Below are 23972 nucleotides of genomic sequence, written 5' to 3'. Positions count from 1 at the left end.
GTATGCAGTTTAAAATTGAATCCGAATTTAGTCCTACTGGTGATCAACCTGAAGCAATCAAACAGCTTAGCGATGGTATTGATTCTAATGAAAAATATCAAACCCTATTAGGCGTTACCGGTTCGGGTAAAACCTTTACCATTGCCAATGTTATAGAAGAAGTGCAACGTCCTACCTTAGTTTTGGCGCATAATAAAACCTTGGCAGCACAATTATATTCCGAATTTAAACAATTCTTTCCTAAAAATGCTGTAGAATACTTTGTCTCTTACTATGATTATTACCAACCTGAGGCCTATATTCCCGTTACAGGTGTATATATAGAAAAGGACCTTTCAATTAATGAAGAAATTGAAAAAATGCGGCTTAGTACGACCTCCTCCCTATTGTCTGGACGTCGTGATGTAATTGTCGTCGCTTCCGTATCCTGTCTATATGGTATTGGTAACCCCATTGAATTTCAAAAGAATGTGATTTCTTTAAAACGGGATCAAGTGATTTCAAGGACCCAATTGCTACATCAATTAGTACAAAGTTTGTATTCCCGTACCGAGGCAGAATTTAACCATGGAAATTTTCGTATTAAAGGGGATACAGTTGATATATTCCCAAGCTATGCAGATGATGCCTATAGAATTCATTTTTTTGGAGATGAAATTGAGGAAATCGAATCTTTTAACATTCAAACCAATCAGGTTATTGAAAAGTATGACAGGCTCAACATATACCCAGCCAATATGTTTGTAACTTCTCCAGAAGTGCTTCAAAATGCAATTAAGGATATTCAGAATGATTTAGTAAAACAATATGACTATTTTAAGGACATTGGAAAACACTTAGAAGCAAAGCGTTTAAAGGAACGCACCGAATTCGATTTAGAAATGATTCGTGAGTTAGGCTATTGCTCTGGTATTGAAAACTACTCCAGATATTTAGATGGAAGACCTGCTGGCTCACGCCCATTCTGCTTATTGGATTATTTTCCTGATGACTTTTTAATGGTAGTCGATGAAAGCCATGTAACCATTTCACAAGTGCATGCCATGTATGGTGGTGACCGCAGTAGAAAGGAAAATTTGGTAGAATATGGTTTCCGTTTACCAGCTGCAATGGATAACCGCCCGTTAAAATTTGAAGAGTTTGAAGCGCTTCAAAACCAAGTCATATACGTAAGTGCCACACCTGCCAACTATGAATTGCAAAAAACAGATGGTGTCTATGTGGAACAGGTAATTCGTCCAACGGGACTTTTAGATCCAGAAATTGAAGTACGCCCAAGTTTAAACCAAATTGATGATTTAATTGAAGAAATCCAGTTACGTGTTGAAAAAGACGAACGTATTTTGGTAACCACATTAACCAAACGTATGGCTGAAGAGTTGACCAAATACCTAGAACGCATTCAAGTGCGTTGTCGCTATATACATAGTGATGTAGACACACTGGAACGAGTAGAAATTATGCAGGATCTTCGAAAAGGACTGTTTGATGTTTTGGTAGGCGTAAACTTACTTCGTGAAGGTTTAGACCTTCCAGAGGTATCTCTTGTTGCCATTTTAGATGCCGATAAAGAAGGGTTTTTACGTTCCGCAAGATCACTTACCCAAACTGTTGGAAGAGCAGCAAGAAACCTTAATGGCAAAGCCATAATGTATGCGGACACTATAACTAAAAGTATGCAGAAAACCATTGACGAAACAAATTATAGAAGAGAGAAACAAATGGCTTACAACACAGCAAATAATATCACGCCTAAAGCCCTTAATAAAAGCTTGGATAATGCCTTGGCTAAAAATTCTGTAAGTACTTATAGCTATCGGTTATCAGCAGCTAAAGCCGCAGAGCCTGAAAGTGAATATCTAAGCAAACCAGAATTGGAAAAGAAAATTAGGGAAAAACGAAAATTAATGGAAGAAGCTGCAAAAGCTCTAGATTTTATTATTGCTGCTAAGTTACGTGATGAAATAAAGCAATATCAAGATAAAATAAAAGCGCTAAATGTATAATACCTTTAGCGCTTTTAAATTAGGATTCAAACCAATTAAATACTAATTATATTGTGTTTTAAAAATATCTATAAGTACATCTGGTGGTACAATCTTGTTTGGAAAACTTTCCATTAAGTAAAGTACTTTACTAATTGATTCGTGACTTAATCCCATTCGCAAACCAAAATTATAAAGTTTTGTTGCACCAGATTTAGAATTTTCGCTATCAATATTCATTAATAAAACTAACCTATGAAACTGAACTATGCGTTCACTGTGAGATTTTAAATGGGTATATGTTACAGGATGTTCAATCAAATAATCAAAATCTTCACGAGTTATATCCAATTGTTTAGCTACACCTAGCAGGAAGTTGTATTCAATAGTATTAATCTCTTTGTCGTACTTTGCAAATGCAATCATTTCTGAAAGTAGACTCAATTTTTCTACTCTATTAATCATTGTAAATGAGGATTAATTAATTACATTATAAAGATACTCAAAACTGTAGATTTATAATCGTTGATAATTTGTAACTCATCGAAAACTAACAAGCTTTTCATCGGATATTTTATGATTTCATCAAATATAGTATCATAATTTATGACTTAATTATCAATTATTCAATACTAATAAAATATGTTATCAATCATTTTAAATGTTACTAATTAATTGATTATCAATAGTATAAAGTGAAACATATTTTATGTTTTTACCAAGCTATTTTCATTTACAATGAGGTATCTTTGAAAAATATTGTTAGAATTCTAGAAAACGTTTTGATTATGAAGAAAAACGATTCATTTTTAATATTGAATAATCTAAACATATCCATATGACTAATAATGATGTTTTAAAAAAAATACGTGTTGCACTTAAATTAAGAGATAGTGATATTGTGGATATCCTAAAGCTGGTTGACTTTAGAATATCTAAAAGTGAATTAGGCGCTTTTTTTAGAAGAGAAGACCATCCAAAATATGTTGAATGTGGCGATCAGATTTTAAGGAATTTTTTAAATGGCTTAATAATCCATATGAGAGGTCCAATACCTAAGAAAGAAAACAAAACCGAACAAAAAAAGGGTAACGCTTAGTTACCCTTTAATATCTATATAATAGTATTTTGTTTAAGCTAATACTTGCTGTACTTTATCAGCTGCTTCTTGAAACTCTGTAGCACTTAATACATCCAATCCAGAATTATCAATTAATTCTTTGGCTATATCGGCATTGGTCCCTTGTAAACGTACAATAATAGGAACATTAATATTCCCCATATTTTTATAAGCATCAATTACACCTTGTGCAACACGGTCACAACGTACAATTCCTCCAAAGATATTAATCAGAATAGCTTTCACAGCTGGATCTTTCAATATAATCTTAAAGGCCGCCTCTACCCTAGCAGCATCAGCAGTACCACCAACATCTAAAAAATTGGCCGGTTCTCCTCCAGCTTGTTTAATTAAATCCATAGTTGCCATAGCCAGTCCTGCTCCATTAACCATACAACCTACATTACCATCTAAATCAACATAGTTTAATCCAACTTCTTTAGCTTCAACTTCAATAGGATTTTCCTCCCTCAAATCCCTAAGTTCTGCATAATCCTTATGTCTATATAAGGCATTATCATCGATAGTAACTTTGGCATCAACAGCCATAATTTTATTATCACTAGTTTTCAATACTGGGTTGATTTCAAACAATGATGAATCGGATTTTACATAAGCGGAATAAAGTGCTGTAACAAATTTGGTCATTTCCTTAAAAGCAATACCAGATAATCCTAGATTAAAAGCGATACGCCTTGCTTGAAAAGGCATTAAACCTACTGTAGGATCAATTTCCTCTGTAAATATTAAATGTGGGGTTTCTTCTGCTACGGTTTCAATATCCATACCCCCCTCTGTGGAGTACATAATCATATTTCTACCGGTAGCTCTGTTTAAAAGAACGGACATGTAAAATTCACTCGTTTCAGTTTCTCCTGGATAATAAACATCCTCGGCAACCAATACTTGATGCACCTTTTTCCCTTCGGCCGATGTTTGTGGAGTTACCAAATTCATTCCAATAATTTGTCCTGCAAGCGTTTCAACCTCTTCTAAGTTTTTAGCCAATTTAACACCACCACCTTTACCGCGTCCACCAGCGTGAACTTGTGCCTTAATAACATGCCATCCTGTACCAGTTTCTTCAGTTAATTGCTTGGCTGCAGCAACAGCTTCTGTAGCACTTTGGGCTACAATACCACGTTGAATACGCACTCCAAAACTACTTAATATTTCTTTACCTTGATATTCGTGTAAATTCATAATTAGCTTAATAATTTGAGTTGGGCAAAGGTAAATAATCACATGTAATTAGACTAATGTTTTTATAAAGAAAAGCCCCTAACTTGTTTTTAGTTAATTTTATCAATGTTATATAATTAACATTTTGTTTAATTTGTTTAATTTTATCTATAATTATTTTATTTAAGTTGTAAAGGAATATATTTGCTCAAAAATAAATATACTTATGACTAACAGTCAATTATTACAAATCGCAAAGGAGTTCGGTAATCCATTATATGTTTATGATGCTGAAAAAATAGCTTCTCAATATAGTCGCTTAACCGGTGCTTTTAAATCGGTAAAGAACTTAAAGATAAACTATGCTGTAAAAGCATTGTCCAACATATCGATTTTAAAGTTTTTTAATTCACTTGGCTCTGGAATTGATACGGTTTCCATACAAGAGGTTAATTTGGGGATTGCTGCTGGTTTTAAACCAGAACAAATTATTTTCACTCCAAATGGTGTGTCTTTATCTGAAATTGAAGAAGCTGCAAAACTAGGTGTACAAATAAATATTGACAACTTATCAATATTAGAACAATTTGGAACCAATCATCCAGATACACCTGTTTGCATTCGTATCAACCCACATGTAATGGCTGGAGGCAATAGTAACATTTCTGTTGGACACATTGATTCTAAATTTGGGATTTCTATTCATCAAATCCCCCATTTATTACGCATTGTTGAGAATACTAAAATGACTATTAATGGTATTCACATGCACACAGGAAGTGACATCTTAGACATTGATGTATTCTTATATGCCAGTGAAATATTGTTTGAAACGGCTAAACAATTCAAAAACCTTGAATTTATAGATTTTGGATCCGGCTTCAAAGTTCCTTACAAAAAAGGAGATATTGAAACAAACATTGAAGAGTTAGGCAGAAAATTATCTGAAAAGTTTAATGCCTTTTGTAAAGATTACGGAAAGGAACTAACATTAGCTTTTGAACCTGGAAAATTTTTGGTGAGCGAAGCTGGCACTTTTTTAACCCAAGTTAATGCGGTAAAGCAGACTACTTCTACCGTTTTTGCTCATGTAGATTCTGGGTTTAACCACTTAATACGCCCCATGTTTTATGGATCACACCACGATATTATAAACATCTCTAACCCTAATGGGCGTGAACGTTTTTATACTGTAGTGGGTTATATTTGTGAAACCGATACATTTGGTAATAATAGAAGAGTTAATGAAATTAACGAAGGTGATATCTTAGCTTTTAAAAACGCTGGAGCATATTGCTTTTCCATGGCTAGTAATTACAATTCGCGCTATCGTCCTGCTGAAGTATTATGGTACAATAAAAAAGCACATTTAATAAGAAAACGTGAAACCTTTGATGACTTACTAAAGAATCAAGTTGAAATTGATTTAAAAAAAACAAAAGCGACTGTTCTAGCAAAGTAGAAGATCTTGTTTAATCCAAAAAAACGCTCAATTAATAAATTGAGCGTTTTTTTAGTGACTAATTTAATAGTTTTTGAAATGAAATGTTTTTAATATTTTTATTATGCACGCATAATATATTTTATTATATTTGGCTAACAAAAGGCAAATTATGAAAGATAAAACTTTAGATTACGTACTAAGAACAACATGGCTTACCGTACAAAAAATGTATAATGAAGAAGCTGCTAAATTTGATAGTACAATGGCAACAGGTTTTACTTTATTAAGCATAGATCCAGAAAAAGGTACTCCTTCAACAGCCTTAGGTCCCAAAATGGGAATGGAGGCCACAAGTCTATCACGTATTTTAAAAACCATGGAAGAAAGGGGATTAATAGAACGCCAACCAAATCCAGAAGACGGTCGTGGTGTACTAATACACTTAACCGATTTTGGAAAAGAAAAAAGGGATTATTCAAGAGAAAAAGTACTCACTTTTAATAACGCCATAAGAAACAATATTTCAGAAGAAAAGTTGGATCATTTTTATGAAGTGGCTGAATTAATAAACGATATGATCACCAACAAAAGAATTTACGAGCAAAATAAGTAAGAACTTATACAGAATGAGCAAACGTAGAATAAATAAAGTAGCCATTATAGGTTCTGGAATTATGGGAAGCGGTATTGCTTGTCATTTTGCAAATATTGGCGTAGATGTGCTATTATTGGATATTACCCCTAGGGAACTTAACGAAAAAGAAAAAGCCATAGGGTTAACCTTAAACGATAAAATAGTTAGGAACAGATTAGTCAATGATGCTTTAAATAAGGCATTAAAGTCGACCCCCTCTCCTATTTATCACCAAAAATTTGCAAGTAGAATAACTACTGGTAATCTGGAAGACGATATTGCTAAAGTAGCTGATGCAGATTGGATTATGGAAGTGGTTGTTGAACGGTTGGATATTAAAAAACAAATCTTTGAAAATCTTGAAAAACACAGAACTCCAGGCACTTTAATAACTAGTAATACTTCTGGCATCCCAATAAAATTTATGAGTGATGGTCGAAGTGATGATTTTCAAAAACATTTTTGTGGAACCCACTTTTTTAATCCGGCACGTTACCTAAAGTTATTCGAAATTATTCCAGGTCCTAAAACCTCCCGTGAGGTTTTAGATTTTCTTAATAATTATGGTGAACAATTTCTAGGTAAGACTTCTGTTATAGCAAAAGATACACCTGCTTTTATTGGAAACCGAATTGGTATTTTCAGTATTATGAGCTTATTCCATACTGTACAGGATATGGGATTGACCATTGAAGAAGTAGACAAACTTACTGGCCCTGTTATTGGCAGGCCCAAATCAGCTACATTTAGAACCGTTGATGTTGTTGGCCTTGACACCCTTGTTCATGTTTCTAATGGCATAGTAGAAAATTGCAGGAATGATGAACGATTAGAACTTTTCAAGCTACCTGAGTTTGTCCAAACCATGATGGTAAACAAATGGTATGGTAGTAAATCAGGTCAAGGTTTTTATAAAAAACATGTTTCTGAAGATGGTAAAAAAGAAATTCTATCATTAGATTTAATTACATTAAAATATCGCTCGGCTAAAAAGGCAAAATTTACGACTTTAGAATTAACCAAACCTATTGATAAAGTAATTGATAGATTTAAAATCCTTGTAAACGGGAAAGATAAAGCGGGTGAATTCTATAGAAAAACATTCGCCGCATTATTTGCTTATGTATCTCAACGTATTCCTGAAATATCGGATGACCTCTATAAAATTGATAACGCTATGAAAGCCGGTTTTGGTTGGGAGCACGGTCCTTTTCAAATTTGGGATGCCATAGGTGTTGAAAAAGGGATAGCAATGATAGAAGATGAAAATCTAGAACTAGCTACTTGGGTAAAGGATATGTTAGCATCTGGAAGGAACTCTTTCTATAACGTAAAAGATGGCGCCACCTATATTTATAATATTCAGAACAAAACTCAAGAAAAAATACCAGGACAAGATGCTTTTATTATTTTGGATAATATTAGAAAATCCAATGAAGTCTATAAAAATTCAGGTGTTGTTATAGAAGATTTGGGTGATGGTATTTTAAACTGTGAATTCCAGTCTAAAATGAACACTATAGGTGGTGATGTGCTTGCAGGAATAAACAAGGCCATAGATTTAGCCGAACAAAGTTTCGAGGGATTAGTAGTTGGTAACCAAGGCCCCAATTTCTCAGTTGGTGCCAATATTGGTATGATTTTTATGATGGCAGTAGAACAGGAATATGATGAATTAAATGCTGCTATAAAATATTTTCAAGACACTATGATGCGTATGCGCTACTCCTCCATTCCAACTATTTCAGCACCACATGGCCTATCACTTGGAGGAGCTTGTGAGCTTTCCATGCATGCAGATAAAGTAGTTGCAGCAGCCGAAACTTATATGGGCTTGGTAGAATTTGGAGTAGGTGTTATTCCTGGTGGTGGAGGCTCAAAAGAAATGGCTTTAAGAGCATCTGATACTTTCAGAAAAGGAGATGTTGAATTAAATGTCCTGCAAGAATATTTCCTAACCATCGGTATGGCAAAAGTATCAACATCAGCTTATGAAGCATACGACTTAGGTATACTTCAAAAAGGAAAAGATGTTATAGTTGTTAATAAGGACAGACAAATTGCTATAGCAAAAGCTTATGCTAAATTAATGGCTGATGCAGGCTACACTAAACCTATAAAACGCAAAGACGTTAAAGTTTTAGGAAAGCAAGCGTTAGGGATGTTCTTGGTAGGAACAGATGCCATGGAGGCAAGTAACTATATTAGTGAACATGATCAAAAAATTGCAAATAAATTGGCTTATGTCATGGCGGGTGGTGATTTATCGGAGCCCTCATTAGTAACCGAACAATACCTACTGGATATTGAACGAGAAGCCTTTTTGAGTTTATGTACAGAGCGTAAAACGTTGGAACGTATTCAACACATGTTGAAAACGGGAAAACCATTACGTAATTAGACAAATTAGAATATTGGATTTTTAGATATTTAGAAATCGAAACAGTCTAAAAATCCAATTATCTAAAATTTAAAATTATGAAACAAGCATATATAGTAAAAGCATATAGAACCGCCGTAGGTAAAGCCCCTAAAGGAGTATTTCGTTTCAAACGTGCAGACGAATTAGGCGCTGAGACCATACAGTACATGATGAAGGAACTTCCTAACTTGGATGTTTCAAGAATAGATGATGTTATTGTTGGTAATGCCATGCCCGAAGGCTCACAAGGGCTGAATATGGCAAGGTTTATTTCTTTAATTGGTTTAAATACTATTGATGTACCGGGCGTAACAATAAACAGATTTTGTTCATCCGGTATAGAAACCATTGGGATTGCCACAGCAAAAATTAAGGCTGGTATGGCCGATTGTATAATCGCAGGAGGCTCAGAAAGTATGAGTTCAGTACCTATGACCGGCTTTAAGCCAGAACTAAACTATAACACAATAAAAGCGGGGCATGAAGATTATTATTGGGGCATGGGAAATACCGCTGAAGCGGTTGCCAAACAGTTCAATATATCTCGAGAAGACCAAGATATGTTTGCTTACCATTCACATCAAAAAGCATTAAAAGCCCAAGCTGAAAATCGTTTTCAAAATCAAATTGTTCCTATAGAAGTTGAGCAAACCTATATTGATGTCAATGGTAAAAAGGCTACAAAAACATATATAGTTACCAAAGATGAAGGTCCTCGCACAGACACAAGTCTGGAGGCTTTAGCAAAATTACGTCCTGTTTTTGCACAAGGAGGAAGCGTGACTGCCGGAAACTCATCCCAAATGAGTGATGGTGCTGCTTTTGTTATGGTAATGAGCGAAAATTTAGTTAAAGAATTGAACCTAGAACCTATAGCACGCTTAGTGAGTTATGCCGCAGTTGGTGTTGAACCACGAATTATGGGTATTGGCCCTGTGAAAGCCATTCCTAAAGCTTTAAAAATGTCTGGATTAAAACAGGAAAATTTAGACTTAATTGAGTTGAATGAGGCCTTTGCATCCCAGTCGCTTGCCGTTATAAGGGAATTAAATTTAAATCCTGACTTGATAAATGTTAATGGAGGAGCTATAGCTTTAGGACATCCTCTTGGTTGCACAGGAGCTAAATTATCAGTACAACTATTTGATGAAATGCGAAAACGTAACATGAAAGGGAACTACGGTGCTGTAACCATGTGTGTAGGTACTGGACAAGGAGCTTGTGGAATTTTTGAATTTATAAATTAAGAAAAAGAAAAAAATAAATATGGAAAAAGAAATATTAAGAGGTGGTCAATTTCTCGTAAAGGAAACAAACTGTGAAGATATTTTCATTCCAGAAGATTTCAACGAAGATCAAATGATGATGAAAGAGGCGGTTACCGAATTTGTTGATCGTGAAATATGGGCAAAAAAAGCTCAGTTTGAACAAAAAGACTATGCTTTAACAGAGTCCTGCATGCAAAAAGCAGGTGAACTTGGGTTTCTTAGTGTTTCTGTGCCTGAAGCTTATGGTGGCATGGGTATGGGTTTTGTTGACACCATGTTGGTTTGTGACTATATTTCAGGAGCCACAGGATCTTTTAGTACAGCTTTTGGTGCCCATACTGGTATAGGGACCATGCCTATTACACTTTACGGTACAGAAGAACAAAAGCAAAATTATGTTCCAAAATTAGCTTCTGGTGAATGGTTTGGTTCATATTGCCTTACAGAACCTAGTGCAGGTAGTGATGCCAATTCGGGAAAAACCAAAGCTGTATTATCTGAAGATGGTAAATACTATAAAATCACTGGCCAAAAAATGTGGATTTCCAATGCAGGGTTTTGTAGTCTTATGATTGTTTTTGCCCGCATAGAAGATGATAAAAATATTACTGGCTTTATTGTGGAATACGACCCAGAAAACCCTAACGGCATTACTTTGGGTGAAGAAGAACACAAATTAGGGATACGTGCGTCATCCACACGTCAGGTGTTTTTTAATGAAACCAAAGTCCCTATTGAAAACATGCTTTCTTCTAGAGGCAATGGCTTTAAAATAGCCATGAATGCCCTTAATGTAGGTAGAATAAAGTTGGCTGTAGCATGTTTGGATGCTCAACGCCGGGTAATATCCGAATCTGTTAAATATGCCAACGAACGCATTCAATTTAAAAGACCTATTTCAAGTTTTGGAGCCATACAACAAAAAATAGCTGAAATGGCTACCAATTGCTGGGTTGGTGAAGCGGGTTGTTATAGAGCAGCAAAGAATATTGAAGACCGTATAGAACTTAGAAGACATAACGGCAAGGACACACATCAAGAAGCAGAACTTAAAGGTGTTGAAGAATATGCCATAGAATGCTCCATGCTTAAGGTTGCCGTTTCAGAATTTGTTCAAAAGTGCACAGATGAAGGTATCCAGATTTTAGGTGGTATGGGATTTTCGGAAGATACACCAATGGAGTCTGCATGGCGGGATGCTCGCATATCGCGAATTTACGAAGGCACTAACGAAATAAACCGGATGTTGTGCATTGGCATGCTTATTAAAAAAGCCATGAAAGGACATGTAGATGTTATAACTCCAGCGATGGCTGTTAAAGAAGAATTGACAAGCATCCCTTCTTTTGAAACTCCAGATTATTCTGAGTTGTTTTCAGAAGAAAAAAATATTATCAAAAACCTTAAAAAGTTGTTTTTAATGATTGCAGGAGCCGCTTTACAAAAATATGGCGAGCAAATTGAAGAACAGCAACAATTAATGCTAGCAGCCTCAGATATTTTAATACAAATTTATTTAGCTGAATCTGCGATACTACGCGCTGAAAAAATGGCTAAGGCTAATGGAGAGGACCAAGTAAAAGAACAAATAGCTATGGCAAAACTAAACCTGTTCCATGCCATAGACGTTATTGAAACTGCGGGTAAACATTCTATTATTTCATTCTCTTCTGGAGATGAACAACGCATGATGCTTATGGGTTTAAAACGTTATATCAAATACGTTAACATGCCCAACATTATAGAACTAAGGCGTATTGTTGCCGAAAAAGTAATTCAAGAAAATAAGTATTGTTTTTAATTTTAAGTGACTGACTCAATTTTAAAGGCGTCCCAAAAATTATTTTGGGGCGCTTTTTATTAACAGGTCTTTAAGAACTTTTTATTTAACTTTATGTCAAAATCAAAACAAATGATCATTCGTTTTCGTTTATTATTTATTTACAGTATTTTATTCTCATTTGTGGCACATTCTCAAGGTTTACTTCAAGAGAAAAACCATTTTACCAGACAAGATACATTGAGAGGCAGTATCACACCTGAACGCGCTTGGTGGGATTTAACCTATTACCATTTAGATATAACAGTAAATCCTGATAAAAAATATATTTTTGGTAAAAATACCATTCAATATAAAGTTTTAGAGCCCTATTCAATAATACAAATAGATTTACAGCCACCTCTAACGTTAACTAGGGCTTTACAGGATGGGAAGGAACTCCAAATTAAACACGATGGTAATGCTCATTTTATTACTTTGGAAACACCACAAGAACCAAATACTGTAAATAGCCTTGAAGTGTATTATGATGGTCATCCTAGAGAAGCGGTTAGAGCGCCATGGGATGGTGGTATATCTTGGGATAAAGATATAAACGGTAACCACTTTGTTGCTTCCTCTTGCCAAGGTCTGGGCGCTAGTGTTTGGTGGCCTTGCAAAGACCACATGTACGACGAAGTGGACAGCATGCTTATAAGTGTTAATGTACCTTCAAAATTAATGAATGTTTCTAATGGTAGACTCCGTAAAGTTGAACAAATTGGAGATACTAAAACCTACCATTGGTTTGTAAAAAGCCCCATCAATAATTATGGTGTTAATATAAATATTGGAGATTACGTAAATTTTTCTGAGGTCTATGATGGCCAAGGTGGAAATTTATTAATGGACTATTATGTTTTAAAAGATAATCTTGAAAAAGCCAAAGTACATTTTAAGGAGGTTCCTAAAATGATGGAAGCATTCGAGCATTGGTTTGGTCAATACCCTTTCTATGCGGATAGCTTTAAATTAGTAGAAGTCCCCTATTTAGGTATGGAACACCAAAGTTCGGTGACCTATGGCAATGGTTACCAAAACGGGTATCGCGGCAACGACCTATCAGGAACGGGTTGGGGCTTAAAATTCGATTTTATAATCATCCACGAAGCTGGACATGAATGGTTTGCTAATAATATCACCAATAAGGATATTGCCGATATGTGGATACACGAGAGCTTCACTTCTTATTCTGAAAATTTGTTCTTGGATTATTACTATGGAAAACAAGCCTCGGCAGATTATGTTATAGGGACTCGAAAAAACATTTTAAACGACAGACCCTTAATTGGGTTTTATAATGTAAACCATGAAGGCTCTGGAGATATGTATTATAAAGGCGCCAATATGCTTCACACCCTTAGACAATTAATAGAGGATGACGAAAAATGGCGTAAAATCCTCATTGGTTTAAATACAACATTTTACCACCAAACCGTTACCACAAAGCAAATTGAAGATTACATAAGCAAACAAACAGGATATGATTTAACCGAATTTTTCGATCAGTATTTAAGAACTACCATGATTCCTACCTTGGAATATAAAATTGATGGCAAAAACTTAAAATACAGATGGACAAATATTGTTGATAAGTTTGATATGCCTATCGAGGTTAGCATTAACAAAAATAAACAATGGCTATACCCAAAAGGGGAATGGGAAACGTTAACTTTAGACGAGAACATTGGTTCATTAGAAATCGATAGGGATTTTTATGTTTCATCAAAAAAAATATAACCATTGGAAGAATTTCCCGAACTTTATTTTGAATGTGGTGTCGATTGGTACAGTTGGTTAAAGGAAAACCATAATTCACATAAAGGGGTTTATTTAATATTTTATAAACTAGAATTAAATATTCCCACCATGCGTTGGGAAGAAGCCGTGAAAGTGGCTTTATGTTTTGGTTGGATAGATTCTACTGTAAAAAGTTTAGGTAATGGTAAACGCAGACAATATTTTACTCCCAGAAACCCCAAAAGTGTATGGAGTGCCTTAAACAAAAGCTATATTAAAGAATTAACTGCGAATAACTTAATACATGAAAGTGGTTTTGAGGCCATTAAAATTGCAAAACAAAATGGAAGCTGGACTGCATTGGATGGTGTAGAGAATGAAGTTATACCAAAAGATTTGGAGACTGCTTTCAAAGAAAACCCAATAGCTTTAAAAAATTACAAAAACTTAGCCCCTTCCTACCGGAAAGGATACCTGTACTGGTTAAACCAAGCAAAAAGAAAGATAACTAGACAAAAACGTATTTTAGAGATTATTAAGTATTGTACAAATAATATTAAAAGCCGAGGAGATTGGTGATTTCTGCTATTGTTCAACTAACCTCATGGATTATAAATTCATAGTTTTATTTGAAGAATGGTTTTTCTCACTTTGTTCTTCTTAACAACAACTGTGAAGTAGGAAATAACAAAATCTGTCTTAAGGCATATAGAAACTAAAAAAGCGACAATATTCTTAACATAGTTTTTTAACTTTTACAAACAGTAAAAGTTTTAAAAACTGAAGTTTATTCTATGCGTTTTAAACCACTTAAATCTTCAATCCTAATATGTTTGCCAACTGTTGAAATTAATCCCTCTTTTTTAAATTGCGATAATACCCTGATAGCAGATTCAGTTGCCGTACCAACAATATTGGCAAAATCTTCACGAGACAATAACACACTTAAAGTTCCATCTGGATTTACCCCAAAACTATCATAGATATAAACCAAGGTTTCTGCCAATCTTTGGCGAACTGATTTTTGTGCCATGTTAACGATTACATCGTCTGCTTCTTTTAAATCGTTGGCCATTTCTTTTAAGACATCGAAAGAAAAAGCTGCATTTTTTTGAAGATCAGCTATTATTTCACTTTTAGGTATAAAACAAACTTCCATATCATTTAAAGCAGTAGCCTGCAAATTGGCACTTTCATCAGTTACTAAAGAGCGTTGCCCTATTAATTGCCCTTTAACTACCATTTTAACAATTTGGTCTTTACCGTTTTCACTTAATTTTGACAACTTACAAATACCATCTTTCACACAATAGATACCATTGATGTTTTCACCTTCTTCAAAAAGAATTTCACCTTTTTTTATGATTTTTGAAGTCTTACAACTTGAAATTCGAATTAACTCATCTTTTGTTAACGCTTTAAGTGAATTGAACTGTTTTATTATACATTGCTCACATTTACCCATACCTTATTCTTAATTATTTTTCAAAAGTAAGCAAAACATGACATATATCATATTAAAATATTTTCTATATCTTAACATTTGCAACGGGTATAATTTGAGCAAATATTATGGAGCATAAAACATGTTTCCACTGCGGTTTGGATGCTGCATCTTCTGGTATATATTATGATGACAAAACGTTTTGTTGCAATGGCTGCAAGACCGTTTATGAGATTTTCAGTATCAACGATTTAACATGTTACTATGACTTACAACAGGCTCCAGGTGCCACACCTAAAGATATTGAAGGGAAATACAACTTTTTAGATAACGCTAAAATTGTGGATCAGTTACTGGAGTTTAAAGACAATGATGTACAAATCATTACACTTTACATTCCTCATATACATTGTAGCTCCTGTATTTGGATTTTGGAAAACTTAAACAAGTTAAATCCCGCCGTAAGTTCCTCTATGGTTGTCTTTGGAAAAAAAACCGTAAGGGTCACTTATACTCCTCAGCAATTATCATTAAAAAATTTGGTAACCCTTTTGAGCAGTATTGGCTACGAACCCTATATTAGCTTAGAAGATTATAGTGTGGGCAAAAAGCATGTGGACCGCTCATTGATATACAAATTAGGAGTTGCTGGTTTTGCATTCGGTAACGTCATGTTTTTATCTTTTCCAGAATATTTTCAAGTGGGGGAATTTTGGTTAGAACAATACAAACACCTCTTTAGGTGGCTAATGTTTGCTTATTCAGTACCTGTGGTGGTATACGCAGCCCAAGGTTATTTTGTATCTGCCTTTAAAGGTTTACGTTCCAAAATTCTTAATATCGATGTCCCCATTGCTTTGGGTGTTATCGTACTTTTTGTACGTAGTTCCTTAGATATTATTTTTGATATGGGCTCTGGTTTTTTTGACAGTTTAACGGGACTTATTTTCTTTTTATTGCTTGGGAAATTTTTTCAACAAAAAACCTATAGTTTTTTATCTTTTGAACGTGACTATAAATCATATTTTCCCATTGGCATTACTAAGATAACTAATGACAATACTGAAGAATCCATTCAGGTTTATGACATACGAAAAGGTGATCGCCTTCTAATTAGAAATGAAGAACTCATACCTGTCGATTGTATTCTTATAAAAGGTAACGCACGTGTTGATTACAGTTTTGTAACCGGAGAATCAAGAACTGTTTCAAAACAATCTGGTGACAAGCTTTTTGCTGGCGGTAAACAATTGGATGGAAGTATAGAAGTAGATGTTCTAAAATCAGTTGAGCAAAGTTACCTAACACAATTGTGGAGCAACGATGTGTTTAAAAAGGATAAGGCACTTTCTTTTACCGATATTACCAACCGCATAAGTAAAAGCTTCACTATAAGCATTTTATCAATAGCGCTTATAGCAACCAGCTTCTGGTTGTTAACTGATTCCAGTAAAGCATTAAACGTCTTTACGTCTGTACTTATTATTGCATGCCCTTGTGCTATAGCATTGGCCGCTCCATTTACCTTTGGGAATGTGTTACGGATTTTTGGAAAGAAAAAGTTTTACCTAAAAAATGCATCAGTAATAGAACAATTGGCTAAAATAAATACCATTATTTTTGACAAGACTGGCACCATAACCACCAATAAAGAAACCGCCATACACTATGAAGGACAGCAACTTAATGATAAGGAAGAAACTTTATTGAAAAGCACCTTACGTGGCTCCAACCATCCACTCAGTAGATCACTTTATAGCATTTTAAAAGCGAACGATATCGTTTCATTGGATTATTTTGAAGAACATTTGGGTAAGGGTATTGAAGCTAAACATAAAAACCACAACATAAAGATAGGTTCAGCTCCTTTTGTTGGCCTTAATCTAGATGTTACTACATTAAATACATCAGTACATATTACCACAAACAACAATTACAAAGGAAAGTTTACCTTTTATAACAAATATAGAACAGGACTTTCCAAATTGTTCAACAAACTTAAAAAGGACTACGATTTAGTCATTCTTTCAGGAGATAATGCAGGAGAAAAAGATAATTTAACTAAATTGTTACCTGCAAAAACCAAATTGTTGTTTAAACAGAAACCAGAGGATAAATTAGAATACATTAAATACCATCAAAGTGAAGGTGCTAAGGTATTAATGATTGGAGATGGTTTAAATGATGCTGGGGCGTTAGCACAAAGTGATGTAGGCATTGCCATTTCAGAAAATGTTAATGTATTTTCTCCAGCTTGTGATGCCATTTTGGATGCTTCAAAATTTAAGCATTTGTATGAGTACATAAGTATTTCAAAATCAGCTATAAAAATAATCAAATGGAGTTTTGTTCTATCTTTTATATATAATGTTATTGGTTTGTCATTTGCGGTTACAGGACAATTATCACCTATCATAGCTGCTATTTTGATGCCTTTAAGCTCCATTAGCATTGTAGTCTTTACTACGGTGGCGACAAACTTTGTTAATAGAAGGTTGAGATGAAGACAGTATATATAAAACTGAGGATTTCAAAGTCAATAAAGAATTTTAAGACTTTATTAAAAACATGATAAAAGTCATATTTTGAAAATAGGTATAAAATTATTTTTGAACCATCACTTCAAATAGGTATGAGTGTTATATATATTTTGTTAGCTATAAGCATTTCTGTAGCTGTTGTTTTTTTTATTGCCTTTATTTTGGCGGTAAGAAGCGGACAGTATGACGATAGCTACACCCCTTCTGTAAGGATGCTCTTTGAAGATGAACTCATTAAAGAAAAAAACAAGAAATCAATACTAACCAAAAAAGAATAACAAATTATTTACTTATGGAAATGCAACAGTTTCATTACGATAACAAAATCGTTACCAAGTTCATTTATGCCACAATAGTTTTTGGAGTAGTAGGTATGTTAGTAGGGCTTTTACTGGCCTTTATGTTCCTATTTCCAAATCTTACTGATGGTATTTCGTGGTTAAGCTTTGGACGTTTAAGACCATTACACACCAATGCTGTTATTTTTGCCTTTGTTGGAAATGCCATGTTTGCGGGGATTTATTATTCACTGCAACGTTTATTAAAAGCGCGAATGGCAAGTGACCTACTAAGTAATATCAACTTTTGGGGCTGGCAGCTCATTATTGTAGCTGCTGCGATAACATTACCTTTAGGTATTACGACCTCTAAAGAATATGCCGAATTGGAATGGCCTATAGACATTGCCATTGCACTAATATGGGTTGTATTTGGCGTAAACATGATCTGGACCATTTTAAAACGTCGCCAACGTCATTTATATGTTGCTATTTGGTTCTACATAGCCACTTTTGTAACTGTTGCTGTATTACACATCTTTAATAGTTTGGAGCTTCCTGTTAGCGCCCTAAAAAGTTACTCGGTTTATGCCGGTGTACAGGATGCCTTAGTACAGTGGTGGTATGGACATAATGCAGTGGCATTCTTCTTAACGACCCCGTTTTTAGGTATTATGTATTACTTTGTGCCTAAAGCAGCCAATAGACCTGTATACTCATATAGGCTTTCCATTGTACACTTTTGGTCACTTATCTTTATATATATATGGGCAGGCCCACACCATTTATTATACACTGCCTTACCGGAATGGGCACAAAATTTGGGAGTGGTATTCTCTGTAATGCTATTGATGCCTTCTTGGGGTGGTATGATTAATGGATTGTTAACATTGAGAGGTGCTTGGGATAAGGTACGTACCGATCCCGTTTTAAAATTCATGGTAGTGGCGATTACTGGATACGGTATGGCTACGTTTGAGGGACCAACACTATCATTAAAAAACGTAAACGCTATTGCCCACTTTACTGACTGGATTATTGCTCATGTGCATGTAGGAGCATTGGCTTGGAATGGTTTTATGGCCTTTGGTATTATCTATTACCTAATTCCACGACTATTTAAAACAAAACTGTTTTCTCTGGGCTTAGCCAATTTACATTTCTGGCTAGGAACATTGGGTATTATCATCTATGCTCTACCCATGTATGTTGCAGGATTTACCCAAGCCAGTATGTGGAAACAGTTTAACCCAGATGGCACATTGGTTTATGGAAACTTTTTAGAGACCGTTACCGAAATAATTCCTATGTATTGGATGCGTGCCATTGGTGGTACCTTATATATTGTTGGATTATTGATTTTGGTTTATAACATTATTGCCACTATTAAAAGTGGAAGTAAAGTAGAAGATGAATTAGCAGAGGCTCCTGCACTGGAACGTGTTACTAAAAGACGTACTGCTAATGAAGGTTGGCATACATGGTTAGAAAGAAGACCTGTACAATTAACCTTATTAGCTACCATAGCCATATTAATAGGTGGCATCATACAAATTGTACCAACTATTATGGTAAAATCTAATATACCTACAATTGCTAGTGTAAAACCTTATACACCACTTGAACTAGAAGGTCGGGATATATATATACGTGAAGGCTGTGTGGGCTGTCATTCACAAATGATTCGTCCGTTTAGAAGTGAAGTAGAGCGTTATGATTGGAGAGCAAACAACAAACAATATTCAAAGGCTGGTGAATATGTTTACGACCATCCTTTCCTGTGGGGCAGTAAGCGTACAGGTCCAGATTTACATAGGCTTGGTGGTAAGTATTCCGATAACTGGCACTTTAACCACATGTACGACCCACAAAGTACCTCATCAGGCTCCATTATGCCTCGTTACCCATGGTTAATTACAGGTCCATCGAGCAAGCTTGACAAGTCACAAACCGAAGCCAAAATGAGAACCATGGTATCTTTAGGTGTCCCTTACAGTGATGAAGACATCACTAATGCACAACAAAGCATGCTGGATCAAGGTGCTCAAATAGAACAGAATCTTTATAACGATCCGGATTTTGCCAAAAACTATGAAGCCAATAAGCAATATGCTGCAGAAAACGGCCAAGAATTTGTTGAGATGAAAAACAGGGAAATCGTTGCACTTATAGCCTATTTGCAACGCCTAGGAACCGATATTCATGAAGGTACGGAATAACCTTTGAAATTTAAAACTATGTTGAAATTTGTAAAAAACCATATGGAAAGCATTTCAGGTATAGAAATCTATCCGATTATTTCCCTACTCATCTTTTTTATCTTTTTTGTAGTACTGGCTTGGTGGGTAGTAACTGCCAAAAAAGACTATATAAATAAAGTAAGTAATATGCCATTAGACAACCAAAACGACAATATATTATGAGAAACTTAATTCCATCCTGGGTAAGGGTACCCATTGTATTCTTCATCATTTTTGGTGCTGTAGAGTACTTTATAGACTCCGGAGAAAAACCTGCATTTGTAGAATTTCCTAGCGTATTGCTGTTTCTTTTTTTAGTATTGCTCATCCTAATTGCCATTGAAGCCATAATAAGCGCTCTGGAAAATGTCATGTTACATAAATTAGATGAAGCAGGTAAAGCACGCTTTTTGGCCGAGAAAGAAAGTAAATACAGCTTTGCTAAGCTGAAAAAGTTTTATAATGAAAAACTTTGGACTCTTAGACCTCTTGAAGAAGAGCATGAAATTGTTTTGGACCATAATTACGATGGTATTAAGGAGTTAGATAATAGCTTACCGCCTTGGTGGTTATATGGATTCTATGTGACAATAATCTTTGCAACTGTTTACCTATTACGATACCATGTATTTGATGGAGCAGGTCAATTTGATGAATTGGAAACCGAACTTGCCGATGCTAGAGCCGCTCTTGAAGAATACAAAAAAACGGCCAAGAACCTCGTTGATGTGAACACAGTTGAACAACTTACTGATGCTTCCGATTTAAGTGCAGGTAAAACCATTTTTGAAACCAACTGTGTAGCTTGCCATATGTCCGATGGTGGAGGTGGTATTGGACCAAATCTTACTGACAAACATTGGATTATGGGTGGCGATATTAAAAGCATTTTTGAAACCGTTTCAGAAGGTGGGCGTTCGGGCAAAGGAATGATTGCTTGGAAACAACAATTAAAACCTATAGAAATAGCACAGGTTGCAAGTTACGTGCTAACTTTCCAAGGTACCACACCAGCTAACCCAAAAGACCCCGAAGGTGATTTGTGGGAAGCTGAAAATAAAGAAACCCAAGTAAACCCAGTTCAATAAGAACAGATTAATAGCCAACTCAACTAGATTCCCTTTGTTTTAAAAATAAAGGGAATCTTTTAACCCAAACCCTTTGGAAACTCCAGATAGCGAAAAATTCAGAGACTCTATTGGTACGATTACAGAAGAAGGTAAACGCGCTTGGGTATTTCCAAAAAAGCCTAATGGCAGATACTATGATAAAAGAAAATTTATAAGCTATATTTTATTAGCTTTCTTACTTTTATCTCCATTCATTAAAATAAATGGGAACCAATTCTTAATGTTCAATGTTTTAGAACGACGTTTTAACATTTTTGGTTTTCCTTTTTGGCCACAAGACTTTCATTTATTTGTGGTAACAATGATTATAGGTGTGGTTTTCATAACACTGTTTACAGTGGCATTCGGACGTATTTTTTGTGGTTGGATCTGTCCGCAAACCATTTTTATGGAAATGGTATTTCGACGCATTGAATACTGGATTGAGGGTGACCGAAATAAACAACGTAAGCTAGACAGGCAAGCTTGGAATATTGAAAAAATTAGAAAACGTATCTTGAAATGGGTTATTTTCTTAATCATTTCATTTTTGATTGCTAATGTTTTTCTAGCTTATCTCGTGGGAAGCGATAAACTATTAAAGTATATCAGTGATGGTCCATTAGAACATTTAAGCACCTTATTTCCATTAATTATTTTTACTGTAGTTTTCTATTTTGTTTTTGCATGGTTTAGGGAACAAGTTTGTATAATAGCTTGTCCTTATGGTAGACTTCAAGGAGTATTGTTGGACACAAAATCTATAGTTGTGGCTTATGACCACAAACGTGGTGAGGGAGAAAACGGGCGAAAAAAATTTAGAAAAAATGAAGATCGGCAAGCCTTAGGTTATGGAGATTGTATAGATTGCTTACAATGTGTGCATGTATGTCCTACAGGAATTGATATTAGAAATGGAACTCAACTAGAGTGTGTAAACTGTACCGCTTGTATAGATGAATGTGATCATATCATGGAAAGCATCAATCTGCCTAAAGGCCTTATTCGATATGCAAGTGAAGAGAATATAGAAAAAAAAGTGCCTTTTAGGCTAACGGCTCGAATGAAAGGTTACATTGCTGTATTATCTATATTGATTGGGTTACTAACTGGTATGCTTTTCATAAGAAATGATGTTGAAGCTACAATCTTAAGATTACCAGGCCAGCTCTATGAACATAAGGACAATAATATTATAAGCAATGTTTTCACTTATAAACTGGTAAATAAAACAACACATGATATTGAACATATAAGCCTAAAATTAATGACCCATAAAGGCGAATTGAAATTGGTTGGTACTAATGATCGTTTTACAGTACCAAAACAAGATATTGCTGAAGGGACACTGTTTGTTGAAATAAACAATTCAGACTTATCGGGCGATAGAAATACAATTGAAATTGGTGTTTATCAAAACAATCAGCTCATTGAAACTACAACGGCCAACTTTTTGGGGCCAAGGAGTTATAAATAAGTTATTTGGTAATTATTAATAGAATTTAGATAATGAAATTAAATTGGGGAACAGGTATTGTATTAGCTTTTATAGTGTTTATAAGCTTTATCATGTATTTCATTATCACAATGAACGTAAATGATAAATACGACCACGATTTGGTAACTGAAGATTATTATGGTGAAGAGCTGGTTTACCAAAACGATATTGAAAAATTAAAGAATTCCAAAAAATTAACTGAAAATATAGGTTATGAAAAAACGGCTGAAGGCTTAAAAATAGTATTTCCTAAAAATTTAGAATACAAAAAAATCACAGGAAAAGTGTTCCTATACAGACCATCTAACAAACAACTAGACTTTGAATCTATTATTTCATTGTCTAATCCATATTTGCTCATACCTAACAATCGTTTGGTAGATGGTCGTTGGAACATTAAAATAGATTGGCAATATAACGGAATTTCTTATTTATATAAAAAATCTATTAATTATTAATATGCTTTTATCTGCATTTATACTAGGGTTATTGGGAAGTTTTCACTGTGTAGGTATGTGTGGTCCCATTGCCTTTATGTTGCCTGTAAATCGCACAAACAACTATACAAAATTATCACAAATATTTGTCTATCATATTGGTAGGTTATTAGCCTACAGTATTATTGGTCTTGCTTTTGGACTGGTTGGAAAAAGCCTATACCTCTTTGGGTTCCAACAACAACTATCAATAATTATTGGTGTTTTAATGATTGGGTTGGCTTTAATTCCCCAGAAACTTCTCAATAGATTTACCATATCAAAACCCATTTATAAAGTTATAGCAAAGGTTAAATTTGCCCTTGGGCAAGCCCTTAAAAGAAAAACAGCTGATACCTTTTTAACTATAGGCTTTTTAAATGGGTTTTTACCTTGCGGATTGGTCTATATGGCAGTTTTTGCTGCTATTGCAAGTGGGAACGCCCTAACCGGTAGTCTATATATGACTGTTTTTGGTTTAGGGACCCTTCCCTTAATGACCACAGCTATTTATTTCAGTCAGTTTTTAAAAGATTCTATAAGACAAAAAATACAAAAAGTCATACCTATATTTATTATTGTCTTTGGGCTTTTATTTATTCTACGTGGTTTAGGATTGGGAATTCCATACCTCTCTCCTACTCCAGTTAATGGTTCTATCCAAACACAAATTAACTGTCACTAACCTTTTTTTAGCTTAGAATAATTAAATTCTATAATGCATTGATAAAATCAATATATTTAATTTCATAATTAATAGTATTACTATTATA

The 23972-nt window shown here is 34.7% G+C and carries 20 protein-coding genes; 17 read left to right on the top strand and 3 right to left on the bottom strand.

Annotated features, from left to right (window positions below):
• Positions 1 to 2: 2 nt before the first annotated feature.
• The gene (uvrB, locus tag MR053_RS09620) at positions 3 to 2006 is read left to right on the top strand and encodes an excinuclease ABC subunit UvrB (protein ID WP_242132230.1); all 2004 of its coding nucleotides are present in this window, start codon (positions 3 to 5) and stop codon (positions 2004 to 2006) included.
• Between the two features lie 42 nt (positions 2007 to 2048).
• On the opposite strand, the gene MR053_RS09615 is transcribed toward uvrB, so the two are convergent.
• The gene (locus MR053_RS09615) at positions 2049 to 2450 is read right to left on the bottom strand and encodes a TerB family tellurite resistance protein (protein ID WP_223548178.1); all 402 of its coding nucleotides are present in this window, start codon (positions 2448 to 2450) and stop codon (positions 2049 to 2051) included.
• 373 nt (positions 2451 to 2823) lie between these two features.
• Here MR053_RS09615 and MR053_RS09610 point away from each other — a divergent pair, with 373 nt between their 5' ends.
• Positions 2824 to 3084 (top strand): DUF1456 family protein, encoded by a 261-nt coding sequence (locus MR053_RS09610; RefSeq protein WP_223548177.1) that lies wholly within the window; start codon positions 2824 to 2826, stop codon positions 3082 to 3084.
• Positions 3085 to 3117: 33 nt separating this feature from the next.
• Here the strand turns inward: MR053_RS09610 and sucC are convergent, their stop codons facing one another.
• On the bottom strand, positions 3118 to 4308 hold the full coding sequence (gene sucC, locus MR053_RS09605; protein WP_242132229.1) for an ADP-forming succinate--CoA ligase subunit beta: 1191 nt from the start codon (positions 4306 to 4308) through the stop codon (positions 3118 to 3120).
• Between the two features lie 205 nt (positions 4309 to 4513).
• Here sucC and lysA point away from each other — a divergent pair, with 205 nt between their 5' ends.
• The 7 genes from lysA (at position 4514) to MR053_RS09570 (ending at position 14193) form a co-directional block, all read left to right on the top strand.
• Positions 4514 to 5749, top strand: coding sequence for a diaminopimelate decarboxylase (lysA, locus tag MR053_RS09600; RefSeq protein ID WP_242132228.1), 1236 nt, complete (start codon positions 4514 to 4516; stop codon positions 5747 to 5749).
• 151 nt (positions 5750 to 5900) lie between these two features.
• A complete protein-coding gene (locus tag MR053_RS09595; RefSeq protein ID WP_242132227.1) occupies positions 5901 to 6344 on the top strand; it encodes a MarR family winged helix-turn-helix transcriptional regulator in 444 nt (147 codons plus the stop codon).
• Between the two features lie 13 nt (positions 6345 to 6357).
• On the top strand, positions 6358 to 8766 hold the full coding sequence (locus MR053_RS09590) for a 3-hydroxyacyl-CoA dehydrogenase/enoyl-CoA hydratase family protein (protein ID WP_242132226.1): 2409 nt from the start codon (positions 6358 to 6360) through the stop codon (positions 8764 to 8766).
• A 77-nt stretch (positions 8767 to 8843) separates the two neighbouring features.
• Positions 8844 to 10034 carry an acetyl-CoA C-acyltransferase gene (locus MR053_RS09585; protein WP_242132225.1) on the top strand — a complete coding sequence of 397 codons (1191 nt, stop codon included), beginning with the start codon at positions 8844 to 8846 and terminating at the stop codon, positions 10032 to 10034.
• Between the two features lie 19 nt (positions 10035 to 10053).
• Positions 10054 to 11856, top strand: a complete 1803-nt coding sequence (locus MR053_RS09580; protein WP_242132224.1) for an acyl-CoA dehydrogenase family protein — start codon at positions 10054 to 10056, stop codon at positions 11854 to 11856.
• Positions 11857 to 11949: 93 nt separating this feature from the next.
• A complete protein-coding gene (locus MR053_RS09575; RefSeq protein WP_394800337.1) occupies positions 11950 to 13614 on the top strand; it encodes a M1 family metallopeptidase in 1665 nt (554 codons plus the stop codon).
• A 3-nt stretch (positions 13615 to 13617) separates the two neighbouring features.
• Positions 13618 to 14193: a YdeI/OmpD-associated family protein gene (locus tag MR053_RS09570; protein WP_242132223.1), complete on the top strand. Its 576-nt coding sequence runs from the start codon at positions 13618 to 13620 to the stop codon at positions 14191 to 14193.
• A gap of 208 nt (positions 14194 to 14401) precedes the next feature.
• On the opposite strand, the gene MR053_RS09565 is transcribed toward MR053_RS09570, so the two are convergent.
• Positions 14402 to 15079 (bottom strand): Crp/Fnr family transcriptional regulator, encoded by a 678-nt coding sequence (locus tag MR053_RS09565; protein ID WP_223548162.1) that lies wholly within the window; start codon positions 15077 to 15079, stop codon positions 14402 to 14404.
• Between the two features lie 107 nt (positions 15080 to 15186).
• Between MR053_RS09565 and MR053_RS09560 the strand changes: the two genes are divergently transcribed.
• From MR053_RS09560 to MR053_RS09525, 8 genes are all read left to right on the top strand, one after another.
• Complete coding sequence (locus MR053_RS09560; RefSeq protein ID WP_242132222.1) at positions 15187 to 17562, top strand: heavy metal translocating P-type ATPase; 2376 nt, start codon at positions 15187 to 15189, stop codon at positions 17560 to 17562.
• 128 nt (positions 17563 to 17690) lie between these two features.
• Positions 17691 to 17876: a cbb3-type cytochrome oxidase assembly protein CcoS gene (ccoS, locus tag MR053_RS09555; RefSeq protein WP_242132221.1), complete on the top strand. Its 186-nt coding sequence runs from the start codon at positions 17691 to 17693 to the stop codon at positions 17874 to 17876.
• A 14-nt stretch (positions 17877 to 17890) separates the two neighbouring features.
• Positions 17891 to 20095 (top strand): cytochrome-c oxidase, cbb3-type subunit I, encoded by a 2205-nt coding sequence (gene ccoN / locus MR053_RS09550; RefSeq protein ID WP_242132220.1) that lies wholly within the window; start codon positions 17891 to 17893, stop codon positions 20093 to 20095.
• Between the two features lie 18 nt (positions 20096 to 20113).
• The gene (locus MR053_RS09545; RefSeq protein ID WP_223548154.1) at positions 20114 to 20299 is read left to right on the top strand and encodes a CcoQ/FixQ family Cbb3-type cytochrome c oxidase assembly chaperone; all 186 of its coding nucleotides are present in this window, start codon (positions 20114 to 20116) and stop codon (positions 20297 to 20299) included.
• Positions 20296 to 21204 carry a cbb3-type cytochrome c oxidase N-terminal domain-containing protein gene (locus tag MR053_RS09540; RefSeq protein ID WP_242132219.1) on the top strand — a complete coding sequence of 303 codons (909 nt, stop codon included), beginning with the start codon at positions 20296 to 20298 and terminating at the stop codon, positions 21202 to 21204. Before MR053_RS09545 ends, MR053_RS09540 begins: the two co-directional genes overlap by 4 nt.
• A gap of 73 nt (positions 21205 to 21277) precedes the next feature.
• Entirely contained in the window at positions 21278 to 22702 is a 1425-nt protein-coding gene (ccoG, locus tag MR053_RS09535; protein WP_242132218.1) for a cytochrome c oxidase accessory protein CcoG, read from the top strand.
• A gap of 32 nt (positions 22703 to 22734) precedes the next feature.
• The gene (locus MR053_RS09530; protein ID WP_242132217.1) at positions 22735 to 23181 is read left to right on the top strand and encodes a FixH family protein; all 447 of its coding nucleotides are present in this window, start codon (positions 22735 to 22737) and stop codon (positions 23179 to 23181) included.
• Position 23182: 1 nt separating this feature from the next.
• Entirely contained in the window at positions 23183 to 23884 is a 702-nt protein-coding gene (locus MR053_RS09525) for a sulfite exporter TauE/SafE family protein (protein WP_242132216.1), read from the top strand.
• Positions 23885 to 23972 lie beyond the last annotated feature (88 nt).

Origin of the sequence: Aestuariivivens marinum, from assembly GCF_022662175.1 — a bacterium.
Lineage (GTDB): Bacteria > Bacteroidota > Bacteroidia > Flavobacteriales > Flavobacteriaceae > Aestuariivivens > Aestuariivivens marinum.
This window is presented reverse-complemented; position numbering and strand designations above follow the sequence as displayed.

Bases quoted from the DNA above. Each gene is read 5' to 3' on its own strand.
- uvrB (WP_242132230.1), top strand. From the start codon at position 3: ATGCAGTTTAAAATTGAATCCGAATTTAGTCCTACTGGTGATCAACCT.
- MR053_RS09615 (WP_223548178.1), bottom strand. From the start codon at position 2,450: ATGATTAATAGAGTAGAAAAATTGAGTCTACTTTCAGAAATGATTGCA.
- MR053_RS09610 (WP_223548177.1), top strand. From the start codon at position 2,824: ATGACTAATAATGATGTTTTAAAAAAAATACGTGTTGCACTTAAATTA.
- sucC (WP_242132229.1), bottom strand. From the start codon at position 4,308: ATGAATTTACACGAATATCAAGGTAAAGAAATATTAAGTAGTTTTGGA.
- lysA (WP_242132228.1), top strand. From the start codon at position 4,514: ATGACTAACAGTCAATTATTACAAATCGCAAAGGAGTTCGGTAATCCA.
- MR053_RS09595 (WP_242132227.1), top strand. From the start codon at position 5,901: ATGAAAGATAAAACTTTAGATTACGTACTAAGAACAACATGGCTTACC.
- MR053_RS09590 (WP_242132226.1), top strand. From the start codon at position 6,358: ATGAGCAAACGTAGAATAAATAAAGTAGCCATTATAGGTTCTGGAATT.
- MR053_RS09585 (WP_242132225.1), top strand. From the start codon at position 8,844: ATGAAACAAGCATATATAGTAAAAGCATATAGAACCGCCGTAGGTAAA.
- MR053_RS09580 (WP_242132224.1), top strand. From the start codon at position 10,054: ATGGAAAAAGAAATATTAAGAGGTGGTCAATTTCTCGTAAAGGAAACA.
- MR053_RS09575 (WP_394800337.1), top strand. From the start codon at position 11,950: ATGTCAAAATCAAAACAAATGATCATTCGTTTTCGTTTATTATTTATT.
- MR053_RS09565 (WP_223548162.1), bottom strand. From the start codon at position 15,079: ATGGGTAAATGTGAGCAATGTATAATAAAACAGTTCAATTCACTTAAA.
- MR053_RS09560 (WP_242132222.1), top strand. From the start codon at position 15,187: ATGGAGCATAAAACATGTTTCCACTGCGGTTTGGATGCTGCATCTTCT.
- ccoS (WP_242132221.1), top strand. From the start codon at position 17,691: ATGAGTGTTATATATATTTTGTTAGCTATAAGCATTTCTGTAGCTGTT.
- ccoN (WP_242132220.1), top strand. From the start codon at position 17,891: ATGGAAATGCAACAGTTTCATTACGATAACAAAATCGTTACCAAGTTC.
- MR053_RS09545 (WP_223548154.1), top strand. From the start codon at position 20,114: ATGTTGAAATTTGTAAAAAACCATATGGAAAGCATTTCAGGTATAGAA.
- MR053_RS09540 (WP_242132219.1), top strand. From the start codon at position 20,296: ATGAGAAACTTAATTCCATCCTGGGTAAGGGTACCCATTGTATTCTTC.
- MR053_RS09530 (WP_242132217.1), top strand. From the start codon at position 22,735: ATGAAATTAAATTGGGGAACAGGTATTGTATTAGCTTTTATAGTGTTT.
- MR053_RS09525 (WP_242132216.1), top strand. From the start codon at position 23,183: ATGCTTTTATCTGCATTTATACTAGGGTTATTGGGAAGTTTTCACTGT.